Genomic DNA, 22476 nt, shown 5'->3' with positions numbered 1-22476 from the left:
TTTGTAAGTAATAAATATCAAGACATGAAAAAAAATTTCCTCTTAGTGCTACTTATAGCCACAGCAAATGTAGCATTTGCTCAAAAATCTGACAAAGTAAAAGGTTCCAAAATTGTTACAATTGTAGAGCGAAAAATTGCAGACTTTGAAACCTTACAAATTGAAAACAATCTAGAAGTACATCTAGAAAGAGGAGAAAAAGCAGGCATAAAAGTTGAAACGGACGATAATTTACAGGACGTAGTGGCACTTGACGAAAACGAAAAAACATTACGCATTTATACCCTAAAAAAAGTAACTGCATATAAAAAATTGATTGTAAGAGTAACCTATACCGAGAATTTAAAAACAATTCAAGCCAAAGACGAGACTACCTTAAATGCCATCCAAGAATTATTATTAGATAGCGTAATCCTAAAAGCAAGCGGCACGTCTAAATTATTTTTAAACATCAATTCTAAATCAGTAGTTTACCAAGCCGATGACAAAGCAAAAGGCGAGCTTAATATCAAATCAGAAAAAACTACTATTGAAATGAGTAAAAATTCTAGTTTAAAAGCGCTGATTACAACCGTTGATTTAAAAACAGATTTGTACCAAAAATCGGATGCAACTATTGAAGGTGATGCCTCGAATGCTATCTTGCGTTTAGACAACAACTCTAGCTTAACAGCCAATAAATTAACCCTGAAAAATACGGAACTAACTATTGAAGGATATGCTAGTTGCATCATAAATTCAAGCACAACATTAAGTATTGATGCAGCCAATAAAACTGAAATCCAGCTCGTAGGAAACCCTAAAATAACCATCAAAAAGTTTGCTGACGAGACTAAATTAATCAAGAAGTTAAAGTAACAGTAACTTTACTAAAAACAAGAAAACAGGCAATTGCCTGTTTTTTTTGTGCTTTTGTTTTTTGTGGATGCCCAATCGGGAAGTTTACCGGTTTACAAGTTGCTTTATCTTAATTCCCCGTGTGGCAAATACTCTGTTCTATTTTCTAAGGAATAGCTTTACTATTCAAAATTATTATCAGTCAATATATTCAGGAAGAATAAATTTAGTCAATTAAAAACGTTGTAGATGGATTAAATAATAAAAGAAAAAATATATTTGCAAACCCATATTCTAAAACCTAACCTATGAAACAAGTTCTAAAAAATGCAATGCATTGTTTTTTACTATTGACTGTTTTGTCCTTATTCACAAATTGTGAAACCGAAGTAAACTACAAAAATTACCAGCCCAATTATTTATCAAGTATTGATGCTACCAATTTACCTGCTGGTAATAAACCCATGACACTTTTTGAAGACAATGAAGACCCAGCAAGTATGTATGACAAAAAAGATCGTTGGTTTCGAGTTAACCAGCCTCTTCAAGTCATACTAAAAGGAAAGGATTTTGTACAAGTTTCCTTGTATTCACCTGTTGCCTTAACAGATGTAAATATATATGCTAAACTCCCAAATTACGAAAACAAATTCGTACTCTTTCACTTTAGTAAAATTCCTGCGTTTCATCGCTCGGTACATCAAATCCCTTTAGTAGTTGGCAAAAATGATTACTTGTTAGAAAATGGTAAAACTGTAACGATTGATAAAATAGAAGGATTTTCATCGGGATCTATTGAATTTTCTGTTACATCAACAGATCCATTATTTGCCAAATTTAAAAAAATAAAATCCAATCATTTAGTGCAATTTCACGATGGTTACCATATCAATGAACCAGGAAAATTTCTTCCAATGAATCCTGTTTTGGCCAAAGAAGCTATCACAATGATCATCAATTACTCCTATGCTTTAAGTCACCCACTGTATTATCAAACCTTTTCCAATTTTGATAAATACAAACAAGAACAAGCAACATTAGCAGGAACAGCAATAAATGGCGCTTTAAATTGGCATGGTAACACTGATGATGTGAATGGCGTTTATGATTATTACACGAAGGAAGAAATAGAAAAAATTTATTTGAATTACTTAGACTCTAGAGCCGTTTACCTAGCAATGGTAGGAGGCGGAAGTGCTTGGGGAGGAGGCGCGCTGGCTTCGCAATGGGAGTCAGACTACATCACTGGACATTGGTTAGGTGAAATGTCTATTTGGTCTCATGAATATTCTCATCATATTGGATTTAGCCATAGTAGTAATTTAGCTAATAGTGGTGAAGGTGGAGGACAACAAGAAATGCTCACTTATTTTTATAAATATTTGATTTACCTAAACGACCTTCCGTTTATAGATCCTGAAATACTAAAAGGATGGACAAAAACAGCTTATCTAAACAAAAAAGACTACAAAAAACCCGTTTTCAAAATCAGCCCTAACAACCCCTTCTTACTTAAATACAAAGGAGAAGGAAAATGGAATTAATACCACTTACTACTATGAAAAAGATTATATATATAGCTATCTTATTTATTTTAGCTTGTTGCACTAAAGATTCTGATATGGTTTATGAGCCTACCAATTATCAATCTTATTACTTGAGTAACGAAACGACTATCAAAGCCAATCAAATTACTGGAGGAAAAGGTACTTTAGAAGCTAACGCTATCACTATTGCAAATAACAAATTATACATCTGCAATGGTGATATTCTTGAAATATTTGATGCCACAACTTTATCTTATCTTTCGAGTGTCAAAAGCTATACAAAAGGATCTACCACAATTCCGTTCACAAAACTATCCTCTATTTCTATTGACAATGACCGTATTTACCTTGGTAGCATTGACTCAAGAATTTTTGTTTTGGACGAAAAAACATTATCAGGCATCAACACGATTGGAAATGGACAATGGTGGCAAACTTTTGTTCACGTATTTGGACTAAAAGCAAAAGATGGTTTTCTTTTTGTCAAAGAAAAAGAAAATTCAATTAAGGTATTCCAAACTGCACAAATTACTGAAACCAGCAATTGGAACTTAGCTCCAATAGCTAAATTAAACACCCTGAAAGGCTACACCGAAATCTATTCGATGGATATCTCCAATGGAAATTTAATAGTAGCTGGACAAAATGCTAACGGGTTTTTGAATTACAATTTAAAAGATATTGAGAAAAACGCAACTAGCTCGTTGACAGTTCCTATTTTACCTAATACTAAAACACTAACCGACAACCTTCCAGTATCTGTAGTATTTAGCGAGGACTGGGCTATAACAACTGAAAAATTAAAAGGCACTAACTATATTCGACTGTATCCCAAAAACATTTTTTTAGATCAAAATTACACCCCAACTATAAACAATTCGGATATAATGGGAGAAAATGCGTTTAACTCAATTACTAATTGTGCATTGCTAAAAGACCGTTTGTTTGTAGTAGATAACACCAATCAAGTAATAAGAGTTTTAAAATTAAACAAAGTAACTATTGCGGAACAAAAATAAAATATATTGATTTTCAGTTACAGCATGACTCTATTAAGTATATTAGCTCTTGGCTAAACATGAGCAGCCAGTTCTAACATATTAGTAATGCCCACAAATCCAAAATCAATTAAACTCAATCTCTACTGATATATGGGCATCGTTGGTATACTTTGATATGTAACTACATTTGAGGTCTTTGAGCTTATTATCGAATGCAACTGTACTAAAACCGCTTTACAAAAAGGAGTTCTATCGAGACCTAACAGGTTTTTAAACCTGTTAAGTCTGTAACACCTTGTACAAGTTAACGATAGACTGAATAGCCAAAATGATACAGATTTTAAGCGGAAGAATTGATTCAAAAAAAAAGTCTCTTTTGAAATAAAAGAGACTTTTTTTGAGTGATAGATAGTTGTTACTCCCTAGCTGCCAAATATCTTTCAGCATCCAATGCAGCCATACAACCAGTTCCCGCTGCCGTAATAGCTTGACGGTATACATGATCAGCAGCGTCACCAGCTACAAAAACACCTGCAACATTTGTAAGTGAAGAACCTGGCGTGTTAACAATATATCCTGTTTCATCAAGAGTAATAAACTCTTTAAAAATATCTGTATTCGGCTTGTGACCAATGGCAACGAAAAATCCTGTTGCCGGAATTTCAAAAGTTTCACCTGTAGTTTTGTTTAACGCTTTTACACCTGTAACTACTTGTTCATCCCCAAGTACTTCTACAGTATCGTGGTTCATCAAAATGGTGATATTTTCTGTTTTGCGTACGCGCTCCTCCATAATTTTTGAAGCTCTAAATTTCTCGCTACGTACTAGCATGGTAACTTTTTTACAAAGTTTAGACAAATAGTGTGCCTCTTCACAAGCTGAATCTCCTGCACCTACTATGACCACCTCTTGGTTTCTATAAAAGAAACCATCACAAACAGCACATGCAGAAACACCACCACCCATTTTTAAGTAATGTTGCTCTGATGGTAAGCCTAAATATTTAGCCGAAGCACCAGTTGAAATGATTACTGTTTCACAGTGTAATTCTTTAGTTTCATTAATCCAAACTTTGTGAATATCTCCAGAGAAATCAACTCTTGTAGCCCAACCGTCACGCACATCGGTTCCAAAACGTTGCGCTTGAGCTTGTAAACCTACCATCATTTCTGGCCCTGTAATTCCTTCTGGATTCCCTGGCCAGTTCTCTACTTCGTTTGTAGTTGTTAACTGTCCGCCTGGTTGCATTCCTTGGTACAATACCGGATTCATATTAGCTCTTGCTGCATAAATTGCTGCAGTATATCCTGCAGGTCCAGAACCTATAATAAGGCATTTAATTTTTTCGATCGTATCTGACATGGTGTGATTATTAAAATTTTTTGGTACAAAAATAAGCTTTTATTACAGTACGTAATAAAGTACTACATCAGTTTTAATTATTTGGTAATAAAAAAATCCTTCTTGAATGAACAAGAAGGATTAAGTCGGGGTGGCAGTGTTTTTTCCGAAAACGGAAATTTGAACCTGCGGCCTTCCCGATTTGCAATCGGGACGCGATAACTGCTACTTATTTTGTAATTAATTCGACAATTTTTGTTTTACTTTTCCATTTTTTAATTTCCTGCTCTCGTGAAATTGCTAAAGATTTTTGGTCAAATAACTCCGAATAAACTATTACCCAATCTTTGGCTCTTGCTGTAAATCCTTTGTGTGTACTTAAATGTCGTCGCAGTCTCTATTCTAAAACCATAGAAGTAACCCCTACATAATACTTGTCTTGTGATCTAGAAAAAAGAATGTAAACGTGAAACATAATTTTTTTTATATAAAAAAAAGCCGAACGATCTCGTTCGGCTTTTGTCGGGGTGGCAGTGTTTATTCCGAAAACGGAAATTCGAACCTGCGGCCTTCCCGATTTGCAATCGGGACGCGATAACTGCTACTTATTTTGTAATTAATTCGACAATTTTTGTTTTACTTTTCCATTTTTTAATTTCCTGCTCTCGTGAAATTGCTAAAGATTTTTGGTCAAATAACTCCGAATAAACTATTGCCCAATCTTTGGCTCTTGCTGTAAATCCTTTGTGTGCACTTAAATGTCGTCGCAGTCTCTCTTCTAAAACCATAGAAGTATGCCCTACATAATACTTGTCTTGTGATCTAGAAAAAAGAATGTAAACGTGAAACATAATTTTTTTTATATAAAAAAGATTAGTAAAAAGCAAAAGTAAGCAAAATGGCGAACATCATTATTATACAGAGGTTTATAAAACAGTAGTACAAAGTTGGAAGTCGGTGTACGATAGGTTTTGGGCTTAAAAAGACAAGGTTAGGTTACTAAATCATTACCAGTTCAGCTTGGTAATGATTGTGATAAATAGCTATAATTCAATCTTTTGCATTCCTTTTCATAGTTCCTTGTAACTCATTGATAGTTAATTTTAAACATTAAACAATTGAGTTATGGAGACAGTGAAAAGATCCACCTTCAAGTTATTGCTTTACTTGAAGAAGAATGAACCAAAAAAGAACGGTAATGTACCAGTTATGGGGCGGATTACCATCGACGGAACGCCTAAAACATTTGGAACTAAACTAGAAATTGATCCCAATAGTTGGGATTTAAAACACGGCCGTGTATTGGGCAAGAGTAGCCTGGCATTAAGCACCAACCAGAAATTGGATAAAATCCGGGTACGCATCAATAAGATTTATGATGAGATGCTCAAAGATGAAGGCTTTGCAACTTCACAAAAAGTAAAACTTTCTTTTTTGGGGGTTGGTGTCATGGAAGACTCTCTGCTAAAAGTCTTCAAGAAAAATAATGAAGATTTCGAAAAAATGGTTTCTAAAGGAGAACGCTCACAAAGCACGTATTACAAGTATAAAATTGTCTTTAATCACCTCAAGGAATTTATCACTTGCCGGTATTATAGAGATGATATGGCATTTAGAGAATTGACGTGTGACTTTATTAGAGAATTTGATTTGTTTTTGCGGGTGGATAAAGGCTGTACGCATAATACTGTTTGGGTTTATACAATGCCCTTATATCGCGTGGCAGAAATTGCAATCAAGAATGGACTTATCAGAAGAAATCCATTTGAAGACTATGAGATTTCTATGAAAGAAAATGATCGAAGCTATTTATTAAAAGAACATGTAGAAACCCTTCTTTTCCATACACCTACAAAAGAAAAATATGAGCTTATTAAAGATCTTTTCATTTTTAGTTGCTTCACTGGATTAGCTTATATTGATATCAAAAAACTAAAGAAGAGCAATATCCAATCTTTCTTTGATGGCCATGAATGGATTATAAGCCGTAGGCAAAAATCTGATGTTGCTTCAAATGTGAGATTAATGGAAATTCCTAAGCGATTAATCGGAAAATATGCAGGTATTACCCGAAACGATTTTATTTTCCCTGTCCCAACCAATAAGATTTGCAATAGTTATATTGATAAATTAATTCAGGAAGTTGAGATTATTACAGAGCAAAAAGTAACTTTTCATACAGCAAGGCATACTTTTGGCACTATGTTTTTAACTGAAGGTGTACCTCTTGAAAGTCTCAGCAAGATGATGGGTCATAAAAATATTTCAACTACACAGATTTATGCCAAGATAACCAGTCAGAAGATTAGTAAAGAAATGGATTTAATATCGCATAAATTTAAGGCAATGGAAGAAGCCTTTATTGAAACCATTTGATATTTAGAATAACGATAATAGTAAGCAGGATTTAACGATCCTGCTTTTTTATGCCCCACACTTTTTATCCCCAAAGCACATTTATTTCCTTTCCCCAACCTCTTCGCATAAAAGAGCTTTGATTGGATATACTGAAAAAAATATCGGAAAATCCAGGGCAAATCCCAAGCAATATTTTCCAATATCCTTTTGGTGGCTTTCATAGCCACAAATAACTTAAAAATGGTTAAAATTCTGCCAGATAAATGCTGGTTTTGTAATCACATAGACCATTTCTTAATGCCTTTTCCATTGGCTTCCACACAGGTTTTTATCCAAGAGCCAGTATGCTGTTTTGTCCCATTTCAAGAGCAAAGGTATTTCCGTGTTCTTAACGCAACATCAAGGTCAAGCCCTGCGGGTTTGTCAAAAAATCTCCACCCATTCGGGTCGTATTTTTTGTCAAAACCTTGTTGTTGCTAAACACGAACCTTTTATGCTCGTGAAACGAAACAAAGCATACTCCGGCTCTTTAGACGAATAAAAAAAATGTCAGAAATGAAAAAATACAGCATTAGAAATGGGAAAAGAGAAACGAAACTTCAGCACCTCCTCTCATTACCGAATAAATTAAAAAAAAAATAATAACTCAAAAAAGTAGAAATCATGAACATCACAGGACGATTGACGAGAGATGCGGAAGTACGCACAACGTCACATCAAAAACAAGTAGTAAACTTTTCAGTAGCAATCAACGACAGCTACCGTAACAAACAGGGCGAACGCATAGAACAGACGACCTATTTCGACTGCTCCTATTGGATAAGCCCAAACGTAGCTTTGCTACTCACAAAAGGCACTTTGGTAGAACTATCGGGAAGAGTAAGTACAAGAGCGTGGACAGGGAATGACGGAGAATTAAGAGCAGGACTGAATTTTCATACCTCACAAATCAAATTACACGGAGGCAGTAGAAAAACTGATACCGTACAAGCTACTGCGCAAACTGAAAGTAACAAAACTACAAAACAAGGTACGGAAGACGACCTCCCATTTTAACAACGAGTATTTAATCATTTTTCAAACTATAAATTTTAAGCATTATGGCACATAATATCAATTTCAACGAGAGAACAGGACGTTATTCATTCTTTAGCGTTCAACAAAAAGCGTGGCACGGTTTAGGGCAAATCGTAGAGCAATACCCAACAAGCGAGGAAGCTATAAAACACGCAGGATTAGATTACGAAGTCGTAAAATCCCCACTATTTACAAAAGGTTCGGGTATTATCGAAACGGCAAACGGCATAGAGATAGGCAGTAGTGAATTGGAAGTACCAAACTATTTCGCCAACATACGCACCGATAACAATACAGTATTGGGCGTGGTGGGGAAAGATTACCACATAGTACAAAATCGTGAAGCCTTTAATTTCTTTGATGCGATTGTGGGCGGTGGCGAGGGTATTTTGTACGAAACCGCAGGAGCGTTAGGCAACGGAGAGCGCATATTTATCACAGCTAAATTGCCCGACTATATCCGTGTTGGAAACGGCGATGACATAACAGAAAAGTACATTTTCTTAACTACTTCGCACGATGGTAGCGGTAGTATCACAGCCGCATTTACACCTGTCAGAATTGTTTGCCAAAATACGCTGAACGCTTCGCTACGCAGTATGACCAATGTAGTTCGTATTAAACATACTTCGGGAGCAAAACAACGTATCGAAAACGCCCATAAAATTATGGGACTGGCGAACACTTTGAGCAACCAATTAGAGAATATTTTTAATGAGTGGGCAAGCGTAAGAGTAACAGACCGAGAAGTAAGAAAGCTAATCCAATTGGCACTTTGCCCGAATAAAGAAACGCTTGAGTTAATTAAAAAAGGTGCAGAAGATGAAATTTCAACCTTATTTAAAAACACCGTTGACGATGCTTTTTCTTATGCGATGATAAGCGACACGCAACAAATGGACACCACAAAAGGCACATTGTTCGGAGCATACAATGCCGTTACAGGCTACTATCAGAATGTACGCAATTACAAAAATGATGAAGCCAAGTTGCAGAGCATTGTATTGGGTGGAACAGCTCAACTCAAATCACAGAAAGCATTTGAATTGTGTACTGCCTTTGCAATGGACGGTGCGGAAATCTTAAACCTTAATTAAATAACCATAGGCTACCGTCTTAATCGGTGGTAGCCTACTATAAAACAACTATGAAAATAACAGATATAAATGGTTGCCAAATCGAAATAACAGATTTAAAGGAAGCTATAAAAATAACAAGGCGATACAAAGAATATAACCACGAGGACAGCAATTTTTCGGAGTTTGACAAAAGACAAAAAACCTATTGGTCAGATATGTACGAAAAACTAAGAGCAATCAAAACGCAGTTAATAACATCTTAAATTTTACAGCAATGAATACTAATTTTTTCAATCAGATAGCACAGTTGGACTTTACAGGAGTATTAAAACTGAACATTTCAAAAGGAGCAGAAAATAACCTAATTGTTTCGGTTATCCTCAACAACGAACAATGCGGAGATAAAGCCAAAAACCTAATTCCTCCACTAACATTTAATGCAACGCCCCAAGAGTTTGACGATGGATTTTTTGAGCAGATAACCGCACCTATCCAAACCGTTTCGGGTTTAATGGTGGATATGGAAAAATTTCTAAAACAATTAGAAGAAGTTAAAAAACAATCGGCTATGGAGAAAGAAAAAGCCGACAAACAGAAGAAAGAACAGGAAGCCAAAGACAAGAAATTTAAAGACGGAATGGCAAAGGCGGACGAACTCGAAAAAGAGGGCAAATTCCGTGAAGCGTGGATGAAAGTACCCGAGATAACAGAGTTTCCCGAAAAAGCGGACGAGATACGTAAACGTAAAAACGCATTGTCTGACAAGTTTGCAACACCGAGCCTTTTTGGAGCAATGGAAGAAAAATCCAAACTACAACAAGAGGAAGAAGTTACACTAGATTATCCTGCTGATGAAACGGACGAAGAAGAACAAGAGTATTAACCCAAAAAATCAGATTTATGTTATTAGCAACGCAATTAGAGCGAGTTTTTATACTCAAAGATAAAGGACAGGAAATTAGACTGACCGACCCAAAACCACATTGGAGCGTGGAAGCCGTAATGAACTTTTACGCTAATATGTACCCTATTTTGACAACGGCAAAAATATCTGCACCGCAAATAAAAGACGATGCAGTTGAGTACAAATTTGAAAGCGTAATGGGTACAAAAGGGTAAACCAAAATTGTAAAAAAATGAATTATGCAACCAAATATCATATCGGGAATTATCAGCATACCCGAACAGAAAAGACAAAAGCAATTGCATCGACAATTGGGCGAGTTCGCACAATGGATGCAAAGACCAAAAGATGCAAGCGAAGTGCAGAAAGACAAGAGGAAAGCCGTACCAATAGCGATGTTGCCAATGGTTTTCTAAAGTCGGTATTCCTGCCTAAACTGAAAACGCAACAATGCGTACAGGCTTGTAAGGAAACAGCAAAAACGGAGAGGTATTTTTATCAATCCCTTTCCAAACTTGCAGAACATTACAGTATTGAACCAATGCAAACAAAAATTTATGGCTATCCCTACAATATATCTTTGGCGATGTGGGATATAGAAACCAAGTTAAAACGCAGCAATTTAAATTGGGATAGTTTGCAATTGGTACAAGATAGTAAGAAAACCTTTTTTGTTAGCGAGGAACGGTACGATACAAGAACAACCCTGTATTTTATTCCTATTGTTCCGCTCTTTAAAATGCTCAACGACAAAAGACGTAAAAAGACCGCTCAATTATTGATTTCCGTATGCAGTTATCTGTATCACATTGCTGATATTCCGTATTACAGACAAGAAAATAGCTACCTATTTTGGATGTATGAAATGATGACCGATTGGGTGGAACAAGACGATGAAACGGACGAAACGGAAAGCTACAAAAGTGAGTTAAGGCAAGCCGAACAAATTGGCGACAAAATAGAAAAGAAACTATTCAACCGTATCAATTTAGAATTATTTGAACAGCGTTTGAACAACTTCAAAAGCCTTGATGAATTTGACCAAGAATGTTGTCAAGTAGCTTGTAAAGTTTTTGAACTTTTTACGGAATATCCAACAATAAGTATTTTTAGAAACGCACCCCTTTCCGAACAAAAACTTTATGATGATGATTACGACAATGAAGTGATTGGAATGGAAAAGTACATTTCATTTGTAGCAGATGCCAAAGGTTGGTTATATGAAAGTCTTTCGGATTGCATTAACAATGAATTTAATGAGTACGGAGCAATGGCAGAGCCCACCATTAGCAAACACTTTGACGGAAGCGAAATAATAGCGAGTAATCTTGATTTTGAGAACCGCTTGTTTCCGATACTGAACGATTTATGCGGTTTATTAGATGAATATAAAATGACAGCAAAATGAACAATTTAAACGACATCACAGAAAATTTCGGAACCTTATATTATCCAAAATCTGCTTTGGTTTACTATGAAACCAAAGGGACAAATTCAGATGTGTATGTAGAGCATTTTGATATGGACAGGAACGGCAACCCTATCAATGCACATCCTTTGACGGTAAAAGAAGCCAATGTATTGGCGAAGTCATTACAGACGGATGAAGAAATTAAAAAAGCTTTTTTAAAACCTAAAGGAATTTTGCCGACCAACATTTTACAAATCAATCCGAGCGAAAAAGGCACGGTACTTTGGTACACGAAAGCACAGCACAGGCAACTGTATTTTGTAGATGGTTTGGGCATTCCAAGTGGAAAAGCGCAAGTACCGCCAATGCTTTGGTTTGCCAATAAAAACAGCCTTTCAGTATTTGCTTTGTCAAGCGATAGAAGACCCACAGAAAAAACGCTTTTGCATTATGCACCATTTTTCAATGTGTATGAAAACGGCAACGTTTGTATGGGAACGGTAAATATTGATATTCAAAATTCGGCTTCCGTGGAAGAATTTATAAAAGCGTGGGAAAGTTATTTTTTTAATAGCTATTTCAGTCACTTATTAGGCGAATACAATACAATCAATGGAAATTGTGTAACCATCTGGAAAGACCTCATTGGTACAGATAAAGCCTTCCCGAAAGAGGTACTGAAACCAAATAACAAAACACTCAAAAATCTATTGTGATGAAAACGAATGTACATTTTACAGATAGTGATTTAATCAATCCGACCAATCCGATTTTAGTAAATTTAATTGGTGCAGGAGGCACAGGTTCAAAGGTTTTAACAGCCTTGATGGAAATGAACCACAGTTTAATTGAGTTGGGACACGCAGGTTTACAAATCCGCCTTTGGGATGATGATGTAATTACGAATGCCAATTTAGGAAGACAGCGTTTCGCAGAATGTGAAATTGGACTGTACAAATCCGTTGCATTGATAAACCGAGCCAACCGATTTTCGGGTACAAATTGGAAAGCTGAAACAGTAAAACTTGAAAAAGACCGTTTAGATAAATTGCCCGAAAATGCAGGAGCAAGTATTTATATTTCTTGTGTGGACAGCGTAAAAGCAAGATTTGAGATTGCAGACATTTTAAAAATTTTAAACAACGGTAAAGCCTATTCAAATCGCCCACGGTATTGGTTAGATTTTGGCAATAGCCAACATACAGGACAAGTTGTACTATCTACAATAGGAACTATCCAACAGCCCAATTCAGAGAGATTCGAAACGGTGGCAAGCCTGCCATTGGTTACTGATGAATTTGGCGAACTTTTAAAACAGTCTGAAGAGCAGGACGACACACCAAGTTGCAGTTTAGCTGAAGCATTGGAAAAACAGGATTTATTTATTAATTCGTCATTGGCACAAATAGGTTGTTCTTTGCTTTGGAACTTGTTCCGTTATGGAATGACACAATACAGAGGATTTTTTCATAATCTGAAAGACTTCCGCACCCACCCGATAAAAGTCGCCTGACCCGAAAAATCGGGTGGCAAAAATGCAATTCCTCGCTACGGTCGGAAACGCATTTTTGCATCTAATAAGGTGCAACCACTTTGGCAAAAATCTTCCATTTCATTCTTCCATTTCCCTATTTTCGCCAAACAAGTTGCGAGAAATTTTCGTGGGATATTCATTATCCCATTTTTGCTTTTAGCAAACTTCTTTTCTTTTCACATCTGCGACCAAAGAAAAGAAGCAAAAGAACGTCGCTTTGTTAATGATAGCTTTTGATTTGTTGTCGATCAAAAAACTTCGAACTGACAAAAAGTCTTGTTTCGATAATTGGGCAACTGTTTGATATATAAAGATGTATCGAAACTAAAATTATGAAGTTATCAAATAAAGATTTACAAAGCTTTATTGAGAAGATCAAACTGCAGCCTGAAAATATGGGTAAATACAGAGATCAAATCAATAATTTAAAACAAAAATTAGAAAAAAAAATTGCAGAGGATGAGAGCCACGGGTTAAAAGTTCAAAAGTATATTATTGCTGGTTCTTGGAAGAAGCATACAATTTTAAAAGCTACTGGAGAAAACCCTATTGATATAGATTTGGTACTCTTTATTGCTGGAGATAAAGAAATTCATAATGATCTACCCAAATTATATGATTACATCGTTTCTTATTTGGAAAGTATATATCCACAGAAGGATATTCAGAGAGATGTTGATGCTAAAGGTAATACAAAATCAATAACAATTTCCTTTAGTGGAACAGGGTTACAAGTTGACATTGTTCCTGTAGTTTCATTAGAAGATTTAGCCGAATATGTTTGGCAACCAAGTCGACGCGGTGGAAAAAAATACATAACTAGTATCAGTAAACAATTAAGCTTTTCACTAGAAAAAAGGCAAAAAAATCCGTCTTACACCTCCATTGTTAGAGCAATAAAATGGTGGAAAAATTATAAAGAATTACAGCCTACAGACAACGAACCAGGTTTATCATCATTTTCAATTGAATTAATTGTTGCTTATTTAGATGAGAACTATGGTATAGAAGAAAGTATTGAAGAGGGTGTAATTCGATTCTTTCAATTCGTAAGTAATCCGTCATTTCCCATAATTGAATTTAAAGATTCAATTAAATCAATTCCTGGCAATTATGACTCACCTATTTACATTGCAGATAATACAAACAAAGAGAACAATATTGTGAAACGTCTCGACAAAAACAAATGGAATGAAATTATTGAAGAAGCTGAAGATGCCTTTGATACCTTAAATATTGCCGAATCAAAAAATAGTAAAGGAGACACTATTCAAGAATGGAAACGTGTTTTCGGACCAACTTTTAATTTAGATTAATGCCTATGTACGGAACAACTACAAAAACCAGCACTTATACAGTTTTAGATATAAGAAAAACCTTTGAAGGCTGTGAAGCTGATATTAGAACAATTGCACGAAGAACTGGAAAATGGACAATGGAATATGTTGATAAACTATTCTATGACATACTTTTATTGGCTGAAAATGAATATTTATATTCAGTTGATGTTGTATTACTAAACAGCGAGACAGAAAGAGTAATTCGAGCTTCAAAATTTATTGTGAATTCTCTTGGAACATCTACAGAAAGTGAAAGAGCAGGTAAGAATAATGATTGGATTGACATTCCAAATACAAGATTATCAGTCATTTTGGCATATACTCAAAAATGGAAAAATTTAAATGCTTCAGAAAAAGAAAATTTTTCAAAAGGTTTTAAATTATCATGGACGGCATCCTCTATTGATAATTCATTCCCCAGTCTTCAAAGTTCAAATGCTCAATTATATGCTAGCAAAGGATATGAATTAAAAAAAACTAATTACAAATAGCTATGAATAATATTTTTGACAATATAGTTGAATTACCTAACAAGGGTATACAAGAAAGAGCAAAGAACTTAGTTGGTTTTGATTCAAAATTCGATAGAATTTTTTCTAACTTAAAATTATTACTTGATCAAGAAGGATTAAGTGAATGGAGTAAAAAGTTTCACAAAATAGAATTACCAATAATTTCTCAACTTCAAGATAAATATCCGCTAATTATACTGTCTGGAGACGCAGGTACCGGAAAAACAATTTCCGCTGAAGCAATTGCAGATAGAATGTTACGAGAACTTAAAAAAGACGGTTTTTTTCTCAAACTTAGTACAAGAGTAAGAGGAGAAGGTTTACATGGTCAAATGGGTAACTTAGTAAATGATGCGTTCAGTGAATTAAAAAATCAAGCGGGAAAAAGAAGAATTGCATTTTTATTGATTGATGAGGCTGATGCCATAGCCTCAACTAGGTCAACTATGCAAATGCATCAAGAAGAAAAGGCTGCTGTTAATACATTAATTCAAAAAATTGACGAATTAAGAGAATTAAATGGTAGAGCTATTTTATTCATGTCAACAAATAGACTTCATTTTCTGGATGAAGCAATTATTCGAAGAGCTGCAATAATATTAGAATTTGAGAGACCTACTTTTGATGAGAGAAAGCAATTGTTTGAAAAATCAATTGGAGAAATTGGATTAAACGATAAAGAATTAGAAACTTTAGCAGATTTAACTGGTGAAAAACATAATAATGGTTTAGCTTTTTCTTTTTCAGACATTAGATTGAGAGTCTTACCTGAAGCAGTATCTAAATGTTTTCCTTCAAAAGCATTGGACTTTGAATCGGTAAAAGAAACAATCATTCAATTAAATCCAAGTCCAAAAATAATATGAAAGATAATCTCATAAAATATTCCATACCTATTTTACTTATTATTATTGGATTATTTGACAATGATTTTTGGCATTCTCCATTTACAAGAGCAGGTATAATTTCTTTAATAACATTGATTTTAGGTTGGTTAATAGATAATTATAAACAACTAATATTAATTATTAATACTCAAATTTTGCACCGCAAAAAAGATTTTCGTTTATCAATTGCGTATCTGTACAGAATTAAAGTTGACAATGAGTATTTACTAGTAAAAAGTAGAACCAGAAATTATTACCAGCCAGTAGGTGGATGTTATAAAACATTACCTAGTAGTAGTGCTATTTTTGAAAAATTAGAAGTAAAACCTGATAGAAAGTTTGAAACAGAAAAAGGAATAGCTAAAAATGATTTGAGAGTTTATGTTAAGGGAAAAAATGTAATCTCTTTTCTTAAATGGTTCGATTCAAAAAAGGATAGGGAAATTTCTCCATGGAGAGAGTTTTGTGAAGAATTAATTTCAGAAGACATTTTACCCTGGAGACAGTTTCGCTTCATAGATTATGAATTTAAAAAAAAGATTCAATCTCCTATTATCAAATTAGATAGCGGGGGTAAAGGGATATTTATTTTTGAAATTTTTGATTTGGTTATTAATAATGAACAATTACCAATTCTAGAAAAACTAAAATTAGAAAAAGAATCAGACAAATTTATCTGGGTAACTGACGATTTGATACAGACACTTGGACATAGTTTAAATAGTAAGGAGTATATGTTTGAAATCGCACCCCATACAAAATATGCTCAAAACTTAAAATGGGAATAATATATGAATATTGATAAAAACAAATCAAACGAACAAATTACAATTAAACTTTTAGACCAAAAAGATTGGAAAATTGTTAAAGAAATAAGTGTTGTTTCAACAAACCAATTTGGTGTTGAAATTATTATTGGTGTTATTATTTATGATCGTCAAATTACGAGTGATTATAAGCTTAACGATGATCCAGAGCCAAATCAGATAAAAAGATTATTAGATTATCCTAAACAAGAACTATTTACAAATGATGAACTTGATGAATTAATCTTAAATGCAGTAAAAAGTAAATTTCCAAAATCATTTATAAGAAGTCACCAAGTTCTATGGGATTGTGATAAAAAAAGATATGATTATTTACTAAAAAGGCCAAGTGAAAAAGCATTTTTAGAAATTAGACCCGACTTTTCTAATATCGATATTTACAGTTTAATCGGTAAAACCTATCCTTTGTTCAATAAGGAAATAAATATTTATCAAGACTTTACCCTGGAAAGTATAAGATCTCTTTTTTTTACAACTAACTGTGATTTCGAAAGAAGAGAAAGTTTAATCGCTGAACTCCATAAAGTGGTATTCAAGTAAAAATTCAACTATAACATCCATATTAATTGTTAAAGCCATTGACTGACTCGTCAATGGCATTTCTAAAATCATTAACATCACTACCAACCAATAAATAACTCGAGAAACCAATATCAAACAAATCTTTACCGACTTTCTGATCATCAATATCACTATGAGCAATCAGTTTAATAGTTGGATATTGTGTTTTCAATTCTTGAAGTTGTGCCAGCACATTTCTGTTGTAAAAATTAAGGTCAATAATACAAACTATGGGGAGTGTTTTTAATGCTGATAATTGAGATAATCCGTCCTCAATGTTTTCTGAGCGGAATAAAACGTCCATTCCTGAAGCACTGAGGTCGTTGCAGGTTATATCCAAAATTGGACTTTTATCATTAATAAAAGCTAGGGTAATTTTTTCTTGTGTTGTACCAGTTTCCATATCATCATACTTTTTGAAGTTGATGTAGTCCTGCACAAAAAATAAGGCGCAGGCCACTACACTTACCGCACATTGAGGTACTGGTATACCCGACAACGAATAAGCGAGCACCTACGCCTATGGCATAGGTGTTCTTTCTTATTGTCCCGTTGTCTAAAAATTACCAGTTTTCAATGTGGGACTTAAAGTAAAAACACTTTAAGATTTTCTATATTTCGTTACAAAGATACTAAACTGCTTTAGATACTCATCATATCTTTAAAACCAGTTGAGGCAAAAAATTCATTAATTAGTGGCTTTATTGGTTACATAATTCTGCTCTAGTGCAGTGAGTATATCCGATTGTTTAAAAATAATTTTACCTCCTATTTGGATAAAGGGAAGTATTCTATCATCTCTATATTGCTGTAATGTACGTTTGCTGATATGCAACATTTCACATACATCGTGACCAGTCAAATATATCTCACCGTTCATCACAGGGCGGTAATGTTTCAATATTTCCTCAATGTAATTTCTTAATAAGAGTATCATTTCGTGATGGTCTATAATCTCTTCGTCTTCATTAGTCATTAAATCCATCGGTGTCGGTATTATATGGCTGCCCAGCTTCGAGTAAAGTCTTTACATCCGAGAGTTTATAATAATTTTTGCGGTTCAATCTGGTGTAAGACAATATGCCCTTATCCTTATAAGTCTGTAAAGTTCGTTTGGTAATATTCATCATCAAACACAGTTCCTGGTTATCTAACCACTTCTCTTTATTAAAAATAGAGACATATTTTTCGGTAGCATCTTTGGTCATTTCCAAAAGATCCTTCAGTTCATTTTTCATTCCATCCAATGCGGATTTCTGTATTGCGATTACTTCCATTTCTGCTCAATTTTTCTGTGAAAGTTAAATTTATAAAAGCTTTTAAAGAGATTGGTGAAGTTGGAACTGGTTGGCATTTAAAGGAAGTATTTGTCGTTACACTATAAATTATGAAAGCGTTTATTTTGTAAATTTGAAAAATAATAAGTCCTGCTGAAGAATACAGCGTAGATAACTACATCACAGAAACCGATGAAGTACAAAATAATAAAACCTTGTAAAGAATTAAATTCCTTTATAGATTTCTATTGGGAACTGAAAGGAAATGAGCTAGAAAAACAGTGGGAACGGGTTTTTCCCGATGGCTGTGCTGGAGTAGTAATGAATTTGGGAAATACTTGTGTGACTGATAACGGATTGGTTTCTATGGACTTCGGCAAAACTTACGTAGTAGGTGCAATGAATTCTTTTAAAGATAGTTTTATTGACAGAGAAACACACCTATTAGGTGTATGCCTGAAACCTGCAACTTTTGCTAATTTCTATAATTATGCTTCACAAAATGAGTTGACTAATAATACAGTTGAATTTGAAAAATCCTATTCATTTAATGTTGATAAAATGATTGAGAATCCCTTTAACCATTTTGACCATTTTTTTTCAGAAAGAATAAAAATTAAAAACAATCAGCTACAATCAGTTATCAATGATATATACTTAACAAACGGACAAATTAGCATTTACGAACTATCAAAAAGAAATTTCACGACTGTAAGGCAACTGGAACGAAGTTTTAAAAAGTATATTGGATTATCACCAAAAGAATATTCAAATATTATCCGCTTTCAGAATGCTTTGAGTGTAATCAGAAAAACAAATCACGACCGGAGTTTATTAGATATTGCATTTGAATGTGGCTACTATGACCATTCGCATCTTAGTAACGAAATCAAACGAATTACTGGACTTTCACCATCGCTATTATAATTTGTCGCATTTTTACAAAGTACATCTAATTGACAAAAAGTAATTTTGTCGAAACATTAAAATTTAAGACAAATGCGAAAAATATCACTTTTCATTGCAATGAGTTTAGACGGTTACATTGCAAAACCAAATGATGATCTAAGCTTTTTGAAACTTGTAGATAAAGAAGGAGAAGATTATGGTTATGCAGAATTTACGTCAAAAATAGACACTATAATTATTGGTAGAAGAACCTACGACTATGTAGTTAATGAAATCGGAGCATCTCATTACGATAACGGTAAGCGAGATGTTTATGTCATTACAAGAACTGAAAGACAAAAAGTAGGAAGAACCACTTTTTATACAGGAAACATAAACGAATTAGTCAAACAATTAAAGTCTGAAAACGGCAAAAACATCTATTGTGATGGTGGAGCTGAAGTAATAAATGAACTACTGAAACACGATTTAATAGATGAGTTTATAATTTCAGTTATCCCAATTTTATTAGGTAATGGAACAAGACTTTTTAAAGATGGAAGACCTGAACAAGTAATTGAATTTATCGAAGTCAAAACATTTGGAACCGGTTTAACGCAACTGCACTATAAGCGAAAAAGTAAACTGTAGTTTACTTTTATAATTAATCAAAAATCGGATAACCCAAAATGTTATCCGATTTTCTTAGAACCGTATTTTAAAAATGATTATCTGCGTTGGTCGATTTGTTCAGTTTTTATCTCCACTTTCGGTTTTTTCTTATCATTTTTTTCACGGGAATAAACCCATAATGACAATAATCCGAAGATAATCAAGGCATAAGCTACCCATTTGCCAACTCGTTCAATGAATTTAATGCCAACCGATTTTTCGTAAGAAGAAAAACTTTCTGCACCCATAGGACTTCGCCTATAAAACTTTCGGCGGTTAATCCAGTAGCGAAGCGCCAAGCCTAAAACCAAAAACAGGATCCCTATAACTAATGATGCAACCATAATAATAGCTATTACATTTCTACATATAAATTTACAAATATATTTATTTCGCTACATCACAAAAATATAAAATGTGAGCGTGGTAGTATAAAAAAATCCTGCCTTGTGGACAGGATTTTATTTATTAATCGCTACTATTGAATTGGAAAGTGAATTTCTTTTCATTTCCAAAACTATCAGAAATCCATACATCAAATGATTGCGACACAGTGGACGTAGAAGTATAATACAATCGAAACTGCTCTGTTGGTAAAGGATATAAATCGTTTGGTAGATACGCAGGTTCATTATAATATCTTAAAGTTCCCTGTCCATCAAACTGAAAGTAACGGATAAAATATTGTGTATTGCTGTAATTACCGCTTCGTTTTATTGTCATCCTTATTTCTACGGTTTGCCCATTCGATACGTCTTTGGGAACAGGCATAACCTGTACTTCAAAAGGAAAATCGTTCCGTATTTCGAGTTCGTCATCTTTGCTACAAGATACCAAAGTAACCGAACTTGTGAGGATTGCCAACAATACATATAGTGGCAGTAATCCTATTTTGAATTGATTGAAAAATGCTGTCATTATTATACGTTTTTAAAAGTTAAATCTTAATGCCACACCTGCGGACGGACGGAATTGTTTCATATCTGTACCCCATAAAACCTTTGTACGTCCTTGCAGGACTAACACAAATCGGTCGGATAGATACGTTTCAAAAGTCAGCCGACCACCAGCTCCGTAAATGAAATTGTCCTCACTCACTATTTTCGCTCCATCATCCAACATTGCTTCGCCACGGTTGATGGCTTCATAACCGATTACGCCAGTTATTCCGGCATTTAGCGTTATGTTTTTTCGGGCATCACCCAAGAGGAATAAACTGTAACCGCCTTCGGCTGTGTAAGTTTCTTGCGGAATATGCAAGTCTTTATAAGAATGGTATTGGTGCGTATATTCCAATGCCCAAAATTGGTAATTGCCGTTTTTGCCATTTATAGTCATTGCTAAATTGATATAATAATCGTTTCCGATTTTATCGCCAGATAATACACCGGCACTTACTTCCAAGCCTTTTTGCTTAGGTAACATTCGTTGTGCTTGTGCAATCGTAATGCCCATTAATACGAACATTACGGTATAGATATACTTTCTCATATTATTACTTTAAAAGGGTTATTAAAATTTCAGGTGCATATCATTAATTAGTCGAGCCTTGATTAAATCTGAATTCTCTACCTGAAGCGTTTGGTGTCTGCCACCGTTTTTCTCAAAGATTTCAATCAGCAAAACCTTGTCATCGGCAATGGTAAACTGGTCTAAAAGGAATACGTTTTGTTCGATTGCTTTCCCGCCAATCTCATTCAATGGCTTATAAGTACGTAATGGTATCATTGGTCTTTCCTGCACTACGGTACGCTTGGCTACTTTTTTATCTACTACTTTGAAATTGATAAAATCAATTCCGAAAGGCACATTGGTACGGTTTCTCAATTCTGTATGGAAATAGTATTTGCCATTGTGTATGTAAATTCCTTTTAGGATAAACTGAATACCGAAACTTTTAGCACCGATATGCTTTACAATTCGCTGGTCTTTTTTGTAAATCGTTTCCAAAAGCAAACCTGACAATGATGGCGAATTGTTACCCAATTCTTCAAAAAGCACATCATTTCCATTTTCCTTATCCACTGCTTTTTGCATTGTCAGCAGATCGTAACTCAACGCTTCCGGATAAGCACTATAATATACATTGAAGCTGTAAAATCGACCGTCATTGGTAATTACCGAAAAATTGGTTTCCGTTTCGAAATCTTTTACCGATGCTTTTACACGAAGTACGTTTTCCGCATCTTCTGCTTTTCCTGCAATCAGGTATTCGCTTCCCAAATCCACATAACGTATGGCGGTTGGGAAAATCAAATGAGTAGTCTTGTCATAAGTTACTTGCATTTGGTACGGTTCTATCTTGCCTAAATTTAGCGGTGCTTTTATACTGTCTTGTGCAAAAGTGTTTACGGCAAAGCCGATGATAAGGGCAAAAGCCCAAAAAGTTTTTATATGATTTTTCATTTTCTTAATTATTTGA

Annotated in this window: 29 protein-coding genes; 19 read left to right on the top strand and 10 right to left on the bottom strand. The window is 34.4% G+C overall.

Features of this window, described 5'->3' with window-relative positions; translation table 11 throughout:
- Nucleotides 1–24: 24 nt before the first annotated feature.
- The 3 genes from LQ189_RS03495 (at nt 25) to LQ189_RS03485 (ending at nt 3403) form a co-directional block, all read left to right on the top strand.
- A complete protein-coding gene (locus LQ189_RS03495; RefSeq protein WP_230154356.1) occupies nt 25–858 on the top strand; it encodes a GIN domain-containing protein in 834 nt (277 codons plus the stop codon).
- Between the two features lie 287 nt (nt 859–1145).
- Nucleotides 1146–2381: a hypothetical protein gene (locus LQ189_RS03490; RefSeq protein WP_230154355.1), complete on the top strand. Its 1236-nt coding sequence runs from the start codon at nt 1146–1148 to the stop codon at nt 2379–2381.
- A gap of 14 nt (nt 2382–2395) precedes the next feature.
- Nucleotides 2396–3403, top strand: a complete 1008-nt coding sequence (locus LQ189_RS03485; RefSeq protein ID WP_230154354.1) for a hypothetical protein — start codon at nt 2396–2398, stop codon at nt 3401–3403.
- A gap of 397 nt (nt 3404–3800) precedes the next feature.
- On the opposite strand, the gene trxB is transcribed toward LQ189_RS03485, so the two are convergent.
- From trxB to LQ189_RS03470, 3 genes are all read right to left on the bottom strand, one after another.
- On the bottom strand, nt 3801–4748 hold the full coding sequence (gene trxB, locus LQ189_RS03480) for a thioredoxin-disulfide reductase (RefSeq protein WP_086454620.1): 948 nt from the start codon (nt 4746–4748) through the stop codon (nt 3801–3803).
- A gap of 208 nt (nt 4749–4956) precedes the next feature.
- Nucleotides 4957–5121: a GIY-YIG nuclease family protein gene (locus LQ189_RS03475; RefSeq protein ID WP_255667913.1), complete on the bottom strand. Its 165-nt coding sequence runs from the start codon at nt 5119–5121 to the stop codon at nt 4957–4959.
- 211 nt (nt 5122–5332) lie between these two features.
- On the bottom strand, nt 5333–5578 hold the full coding sequence (locus tag LQ189_RS03470) for a GIY-YIG nuclease family protein (RefSeq protein ID WP_230154353.1): 246 nt from the start codon (nt 5576–5578) through the stop codon (nt 5333–5335).
- Between the two features lie 274 nt (nt 5579–5852).
- Between LQ189_RS03470 and LQ189_RS03465 the strand changes: the two genes are divergently transcribed.
- From LQ189_RS03465 to LQ189_RS03400, 14 genes are all read left to right on the top strand, one after another.
- Nucleotides 5853–7103: a site-specific integrase gene (locus LQ189_RS03465; RefSeq protein ID WP_230154352.1), complete on the top strand. Its 1251-nt coding sequence runs from the start codon at nt 5853–5855 to the stop codon at nt 7101–7103.
- A 645-nt stretch (nt 7104–7748) separates the two neighbouring features.
- Nucleotides 7749–8141: a single-stranded DNA-binding protein gene (locus LQ189_RS03460; protein WP_230154351.1), complete on the top strand. Its 393-nt coding sequence runs from the start codon at nt 7749–7751 to the stop codon at nt 8139–8141.
- Nucleotides 8142–8185: 44 nt separating this feature from the next.
- On the top strand, nt 8186–9259 hold the full coding sequence (locus LQ189_RS03455; RefSeq protein ID WP_230154350.1) for a DUF932 domain-containing protein: 1074 nt from the start codon (nt 8186–8188) through the stop codon (nt 9257–9259).
- Nucleotides 9260–9309: 50 nt separating this feature from the next.
- Entirely contained in the window at nt 9310–9504 is a 195-nt protein-coding gene (locus LQ189_RS03450; RefSeq protein ID WP_230154349.1) for a hypothetical protein, read from the top strand.
- Between the two features lie 11 nt (nt 9505–9515).
- Nucleotides 9516–10124, top strand: a complete 609-nt coding sequence (locus LQ189_RS03445; protein WP_230154348.1) for a PRTRC system protein E — start codon at nt 9516–9518, stop codon at nt 10122–10124.
- 17 nt (nt 10125–10141) lie between these two features.
- Nucleotides 10142–10360 carry a PRTRC system protein C gene (locus LQ189_RS03440; RefSeq protein ID WP_230154347.1) on the top strand — a complete coding sequence of 73 codons (219 nt, stop codon included), beginning with the start codon at nt 10142–10144 and terminating at the stop codon, nt 10358–10360.
- Nucleotides 10361–10377: 17 nt separating this feature from the next.
- Nucleotides 10378–11553, top strand: a complete 1176-nt coding sequence (locus tag LQ189_RS03435) for a hypothetical protein (RefSeq protein ID WP_230154344.1) — start codon at nt 10378–10380, stop codon at nt 11551–11553.
- Complete coding sequence (locus LQ189_RS03430) at nt 11550–12272, top strand: PRTRC system protein B (RefSeq protein ID WP_230154343.1); 723 nt, start codon at nt 11550–11552, stop codon at nt 12270–12272. The genes LQ189_RS03435 and LQ189_RS03430 overlap by 4 nt, the downstream gene beginning before the upstream one ends.
- Nucleotides 12272–13069, top strand: coding sequence for a PRTRC system ThiF family protein (locus tag LQ189_RS03425; protein WP_230154341.1), 798 nt, complete (start codon nt 12272–12274; stop codon nt 13067–13069). The genes LQ189_RS03430 and LQ189_RS03425 overlap by 1 nt, the downstream gene beginning before the upstream one ends.
- A 353-nt stretch (nt 13070–13422) precedes the next feature.
- On the top strand, nt 13423–14406 hold the full coding sequence (locus LQ189_RS03420; protein ID WP_230154339.1) for a CBASS oligonucleotide cyclase: 984 nt from the start codon (nt 13423–13425) through the stop codon (nt 14404–14406).
- A 5-nt stretch (nt 14407–14411) separates the two neighbouring features.
- The gene (locus tag LQ189_RS03415) at nt 14412–14921 is read left to right on the top strand and encodes a hypothetical protein (RefSeq protein ID WP_230154338.1); all 510 of its coding nucleotides are present in this window, start codon (nt 14412–14414) and stop codon (nt 14919–14921) included.
- Nucleotides 14922–14923: 2 nt separating this feature from the next.
- Nucleotides 14924–15808 (top strand): ATP-binding protein, encoded by an 885-nt coding sequence (locus LQ189_RS03410; protein WP_230154336.1) that lies wholly within the window; start codon nt 14924–14926, stop codon nt 15806–15808.
- A complete protein-coding gene (locus tag LQ189_RS03405) occupies nt 15805–16617 on the top strand; it encodes a hypothetical protein (RefSeq protein WP_230154335.1) in 813 nt (270 codons plus the stop codon). Before LQ189_RS03410 ends, LQ189_RS03405 begins: the two co-directional genes overlap by 4 nt.
- A 3-nt stretch (nt 16618–16620) precedes the next feature.
- On the top strand, nt 16621–17196 hold the full coding sequence (locus LQ189_RS03400) for a hypothetical protein (RefSeq protein WP_230154334.1): 576 nt from the start codon (nt 16621–16623) through the stop codon (nt 17194–17196).
- Between the two features lie 22 nt (nt 17197–17218).
- On the opposite strand, the gene LQ189_RS03395 is transcribed toward LQ189_RS03400, so the two are convergent.
- The 3 genes from LQ189_RS03395 to LQ189_RS03385 form a co-directional block, all read right to left on the bottom strand.
- Nucleotides 17219–17620 (bottom strand): DNA-binding response regulator, encoded by a 402-nt coding sequence (locus LQ189_RS03395; RefSeq protein ID WP_230154332.1) that lies wholly within the window; start codon nt 17618–17620, stop codon nt 17219–17221.
- A gap of 285 nt (nt 17621–17905) precedes the next feature.
- Nucleotides 17906–18202, bottom strand: a complete 297-nt coding sequence (locus LQ189_RS03390; RefSeq protein WP_230154327.1) for a helix-turn-helix domain-containing protein — start codon at nt 18200–18202, stop codon at nt 17906–17908.
- A complete protein-coding gene (locus tag LQ189_RS03385) occupies nt 18186–18494 on the bottom strand; it encodes a helix-turn-helix domain-containing protein (RefSeq protein ID WP_230154325.1) in 309 nt (102 codons plus the stop codon). Before LQ189_RS03385 ends, LQ189_RS03390 begins: the two co-directional genes overlap by 17 nt.
- 192 nt (nt 18495–18686) lie before the next feature.
- Between LQ189_RS03385 and LQ189_RS03380 the strand changes: the two genes are divergently transcribed.
- Nucleotides 18687–19421: a helix-turn-helix domain-containing protein gene (locus tag LQ189_RS03380; protein ID WP_230154324.1), complete on the top strand. Its 735-nt coding sequence runs from the start codon at nt 18687–18689 to the stop codon at nt 19419–19421.
- 72 nt (nt 19422–19493) lie between these two features.
- Entirely contained in the window at nt 19494–20033 is a 540-nt protein-coding gene (locus LQ189_RS03375; protein ID WP_230154322.1) for a dihydrofolate reductase family protein, read from the top strand.
- A gap of 77 nt (nt 20034–20110) precedes the next feature.
- Here LQ189_RS03375 and LQ189_RS03370 read toward each other — a convergent pair whose 3' ends face one another.
- The 4 genes from LQ189_RS03370 to traN form a co-directional block, all read right to left on the bottom strand.
- Nucleotides 20111–20398, bottom strand: coding sequence for a molybdenum ABC transporter permease (locus LQ189_RS03370; protein ID WP_230154321.1), 288 nt, complete (start codon nt 20396–20398; stop codon nt 20111–20113).
- Nucleotides 20399–20522: 124 nt separating this feature from the next.
- Complete coding sequence (locus LQ189_RS03365) at nt 20523–20972, bottom strand: DUF3872 domain-containing protein (protein WP_230154320.1); 450 nt, start codon at nt 20970–20972, stop codon at nt 20523–20525.
- A 12-nt stretch (nt 20973–20984) separates the two neighbouring features.
- The gene (locus LQ189_RS03360) at nt 20985–21545 is read right to left on the bottom strand and encodes a conjugal transfer protein TraO (protein WP_074590717.1); all 561 of its coding nucleotides are present in this window, start codon (nt 21543–21545) and stop codon (nt 20985–20987) included.
- Nucleotides 21546–21566: 21 nt separating this feature from the next.
- Nucleotides 21567–22460 (bottom strand): conjugative transposon protein TraN, encoded by an 894-nt coding sequence (traN, locus tag LQ189_RS03355; RefSeq protein ID WP_074590715.1) that lies wholly within the window; start codon nt 22458–22460, stop codon nt 21567–21569.
- Nucleotides 22461–22476: the final 16 nt, after the last annotated feature.

The sequence above is a fragment of the Flavobacterium sp. CECT 9288 genome (genome assembly GCF_918731615.1).
Classification (GTDB): domain Bacteria; phylum Bacteroidota; class Bacteroidia; order Flavobacteriales; family Flavobacteriaceae; genus Flavobacterium.
Note: the sequence above shows the minus strand (reverse complement) of the source record. Positions and strands in the feature narration are given on the sequence as shown.

What these genes read in the sequence shown, in the direction of transcription:
- LQ189_RS03380 (WP_230154324.1), top strand. Translation starts at nt 18,687, where the DNA reads ATGAAGTACAAAATAATAAAACCTTGTAAAGAATTAAATTCCTTTATA.
- trxB (WP_086454620.1), bottom strand. Translation starts at nt 4,748, where the DNA reads ATGTCAGATACGATCGAAAAAATTAAATGCCTTATTATAGGTTCTGGA.
- LQ189_RS03440 (WP_230154347.1), top strand. Translation starts at nt 10,142, where the DNA reads ATGTTATTAGCAACGCAATTAGAGCGAGTTTTTATACTCAAAGATAAA.
- LQ189_RS03405 (WP_230154335.1), top strand. Translation starts at nt 15,805, where the DNA reads ATGAAAGATAATCTCATAAAATATTCCATACCTATTTTACTTATTATT.
- LQ189_RS03420 (WP_230154339.1), top strand. Translation starts at nt 13,423, where the DNA reads ATGAAGTTATCAAATAAAGATTTACAAAGCTTTATTGAGAAGATCAAA.
- LQ189_RS03385 (WP_230154325.1), bottom strand. Translation starts at nt 18,494, where the DNA reads ATGGAAGTAATCGCAATACAGAAATCCGCATTGGATGGAATGAAAAAT.
- LQ189_RS03410 (WP_230154336.1), top strand. Translation starts at nt 14,924, where the DNA reads ATGAATAATATTTTTGACAATATAGTTGAATTACCTAACAAGGGTATA.
- LQ189_RS03495 (WP_230154356.1), top strand. Translation starts at nt 25, where the DNA reads ATGAAAAAAAATTTCCTCTTAGTGCTACTTATAGCCACAGCAAATGTA.
- LQ189_RS03470 (WP_230154353.1), bottom strand. Translation starts at nt 5,578, where the DNA reads ATGTTTCACGTTTACATTCTTTTTTCTAGATCACAAGACAAGTATTAT.
- LQ189_RS03365 (WP_230154320.1), bottom strand. Translation starts at nt 20,972, where the DNA reads ATGACAGCATTTTTCAATCAATTCAAAATAGGATTACTGCCACTATAT.
- LQ189_RS03415 (WP_230154338.1), top strand. Translation starts at nt 14,412, where the DNA reads ATGTACGGAACAACTACAAAAACCAGCACTTATACAGTTTTAGATATA.
- LQ189_RS03360 (WP_074590717.1), bottom strand. Translation starts at nt 21,545, where the DNA reads ATGAGAAAGTATATCTATACCGTAATGTTCGTATTAATGGGCATTACG.
- LQ189_RS03435 (WP_230154344.1), top strand. Translation starts at nt 10,378, where the DNA reads ATGAATTATGCAACCAAATATCATATCGGGAATTATCAGCATACCCGA.
- LQ189_RS03465 (WP_230154352.1), top strand. Translation starts at nt 5,853, where the DNA reads ATGGAGACAGTGAAAAGATCCACCTTCAAGTTATTGCTTTACTTGAAG.
- LQ189_RS03375 (WP_230154322.1), top strand. Translation starts at nt 19,494, where the DNA reads ATGCGAAAAATATCACTTTTCATTGCAATGAGTTTAGACGGTTACATT.
- traN (WP_074590715.1), bottom strand. Translation starts at nt 22,460, where the DNA reads ATGAAAAATCATATAAAAACTTTTTGGGCTTTTGCCCTTATCATCGGC.
- LQ189_RS03430 (WP_230154343.1), top strand. Translation starts at nt 11,550, where the DNA reads ATGAACAATTTAAACGACATCACAGAAAATTTCGGAACCTTATATTAT.
- LQ189_RS03445 (WP_230154348.1), top strand. Translation starts at nt 9,516, where the DNA reads ATGAATACTAATTTTTTCAATCAGATAGCACAGTTGGACTTTACAGGA.
- LQ189_RS03370 (WP_230154321.1), bottom strand. Translation starts at nt 20,398, where the DNA reads ATGGTTGCATCATTAGTTATAGGGATCCTGTTTTTGGTTTTAGGCTTG.
- LQ189_RS03460 (WP_230154351.1), top strand. Translation starts at nt 7,749, where the DNA reads ATGAACATCACAGGACGATTGACGAGAGATGCGGAAGTACGCACAACG.
- LQ189_RS03425 (WP_230154341.1), top strand. Translation starts at nt 12,272, where the DNA reads ATGAAAACGAATGTACATTTTACAGATAGTGATTTAATCAATCCGACC.
- LQ189_RS03485 (WP_230154354.1), top strand. Translation starts at nt 2,396, where the DNA reads ATGAAAAAGATTATATATATAGCTATCTTATTTATTTTAGCTTGTTGC.
- LQ189_RS03390 (WP_230154327.1), bottom strand. Translation starts at nt 18,202, where the DNA reads ATGGATTTAATGACTAATGAAGACGAAGAGATTATAGACCATCACGAA.
- LQ189_RS03400 (WP_230154334.1), top strand. Translation starts at nt 16,621, where the DNA reads ATGAATATTGATAAAAACAAATCAAACGAACAAATTACAATTAAACTT.
- LQ189_RS03395 (WP_230154332.1), bottom strand. Translation starts at nt 17,620, where the DNA reads ATGGAAACTGGTACAACACAAGAAAAAATTACCCTAGCTTTTATTAAT.
- LQ189_RS03455 (WP_230154350.1), top strand. Translation starts at nt 8,186, where the DNA reads ATGGCACATAATATCAATTTCAACGAGAGAACAGGACGTTATTCATTC.
- LQ189_RS03450 (WP_230154349.1), top strand. Translation starts at nt 9,310, where the DNA reads ATGAAAATAACAGATATAAATGGTTGCCAAATCGAAATAACAGATTTA.
- LQ189_RS03490 (WP_230154355.1), top strand. Translation starts at nt 1,146, where the DNA reads ATGAAACAAGTTCTAAAAAATGCAATGCATTGTTTTTTACTATTGACT.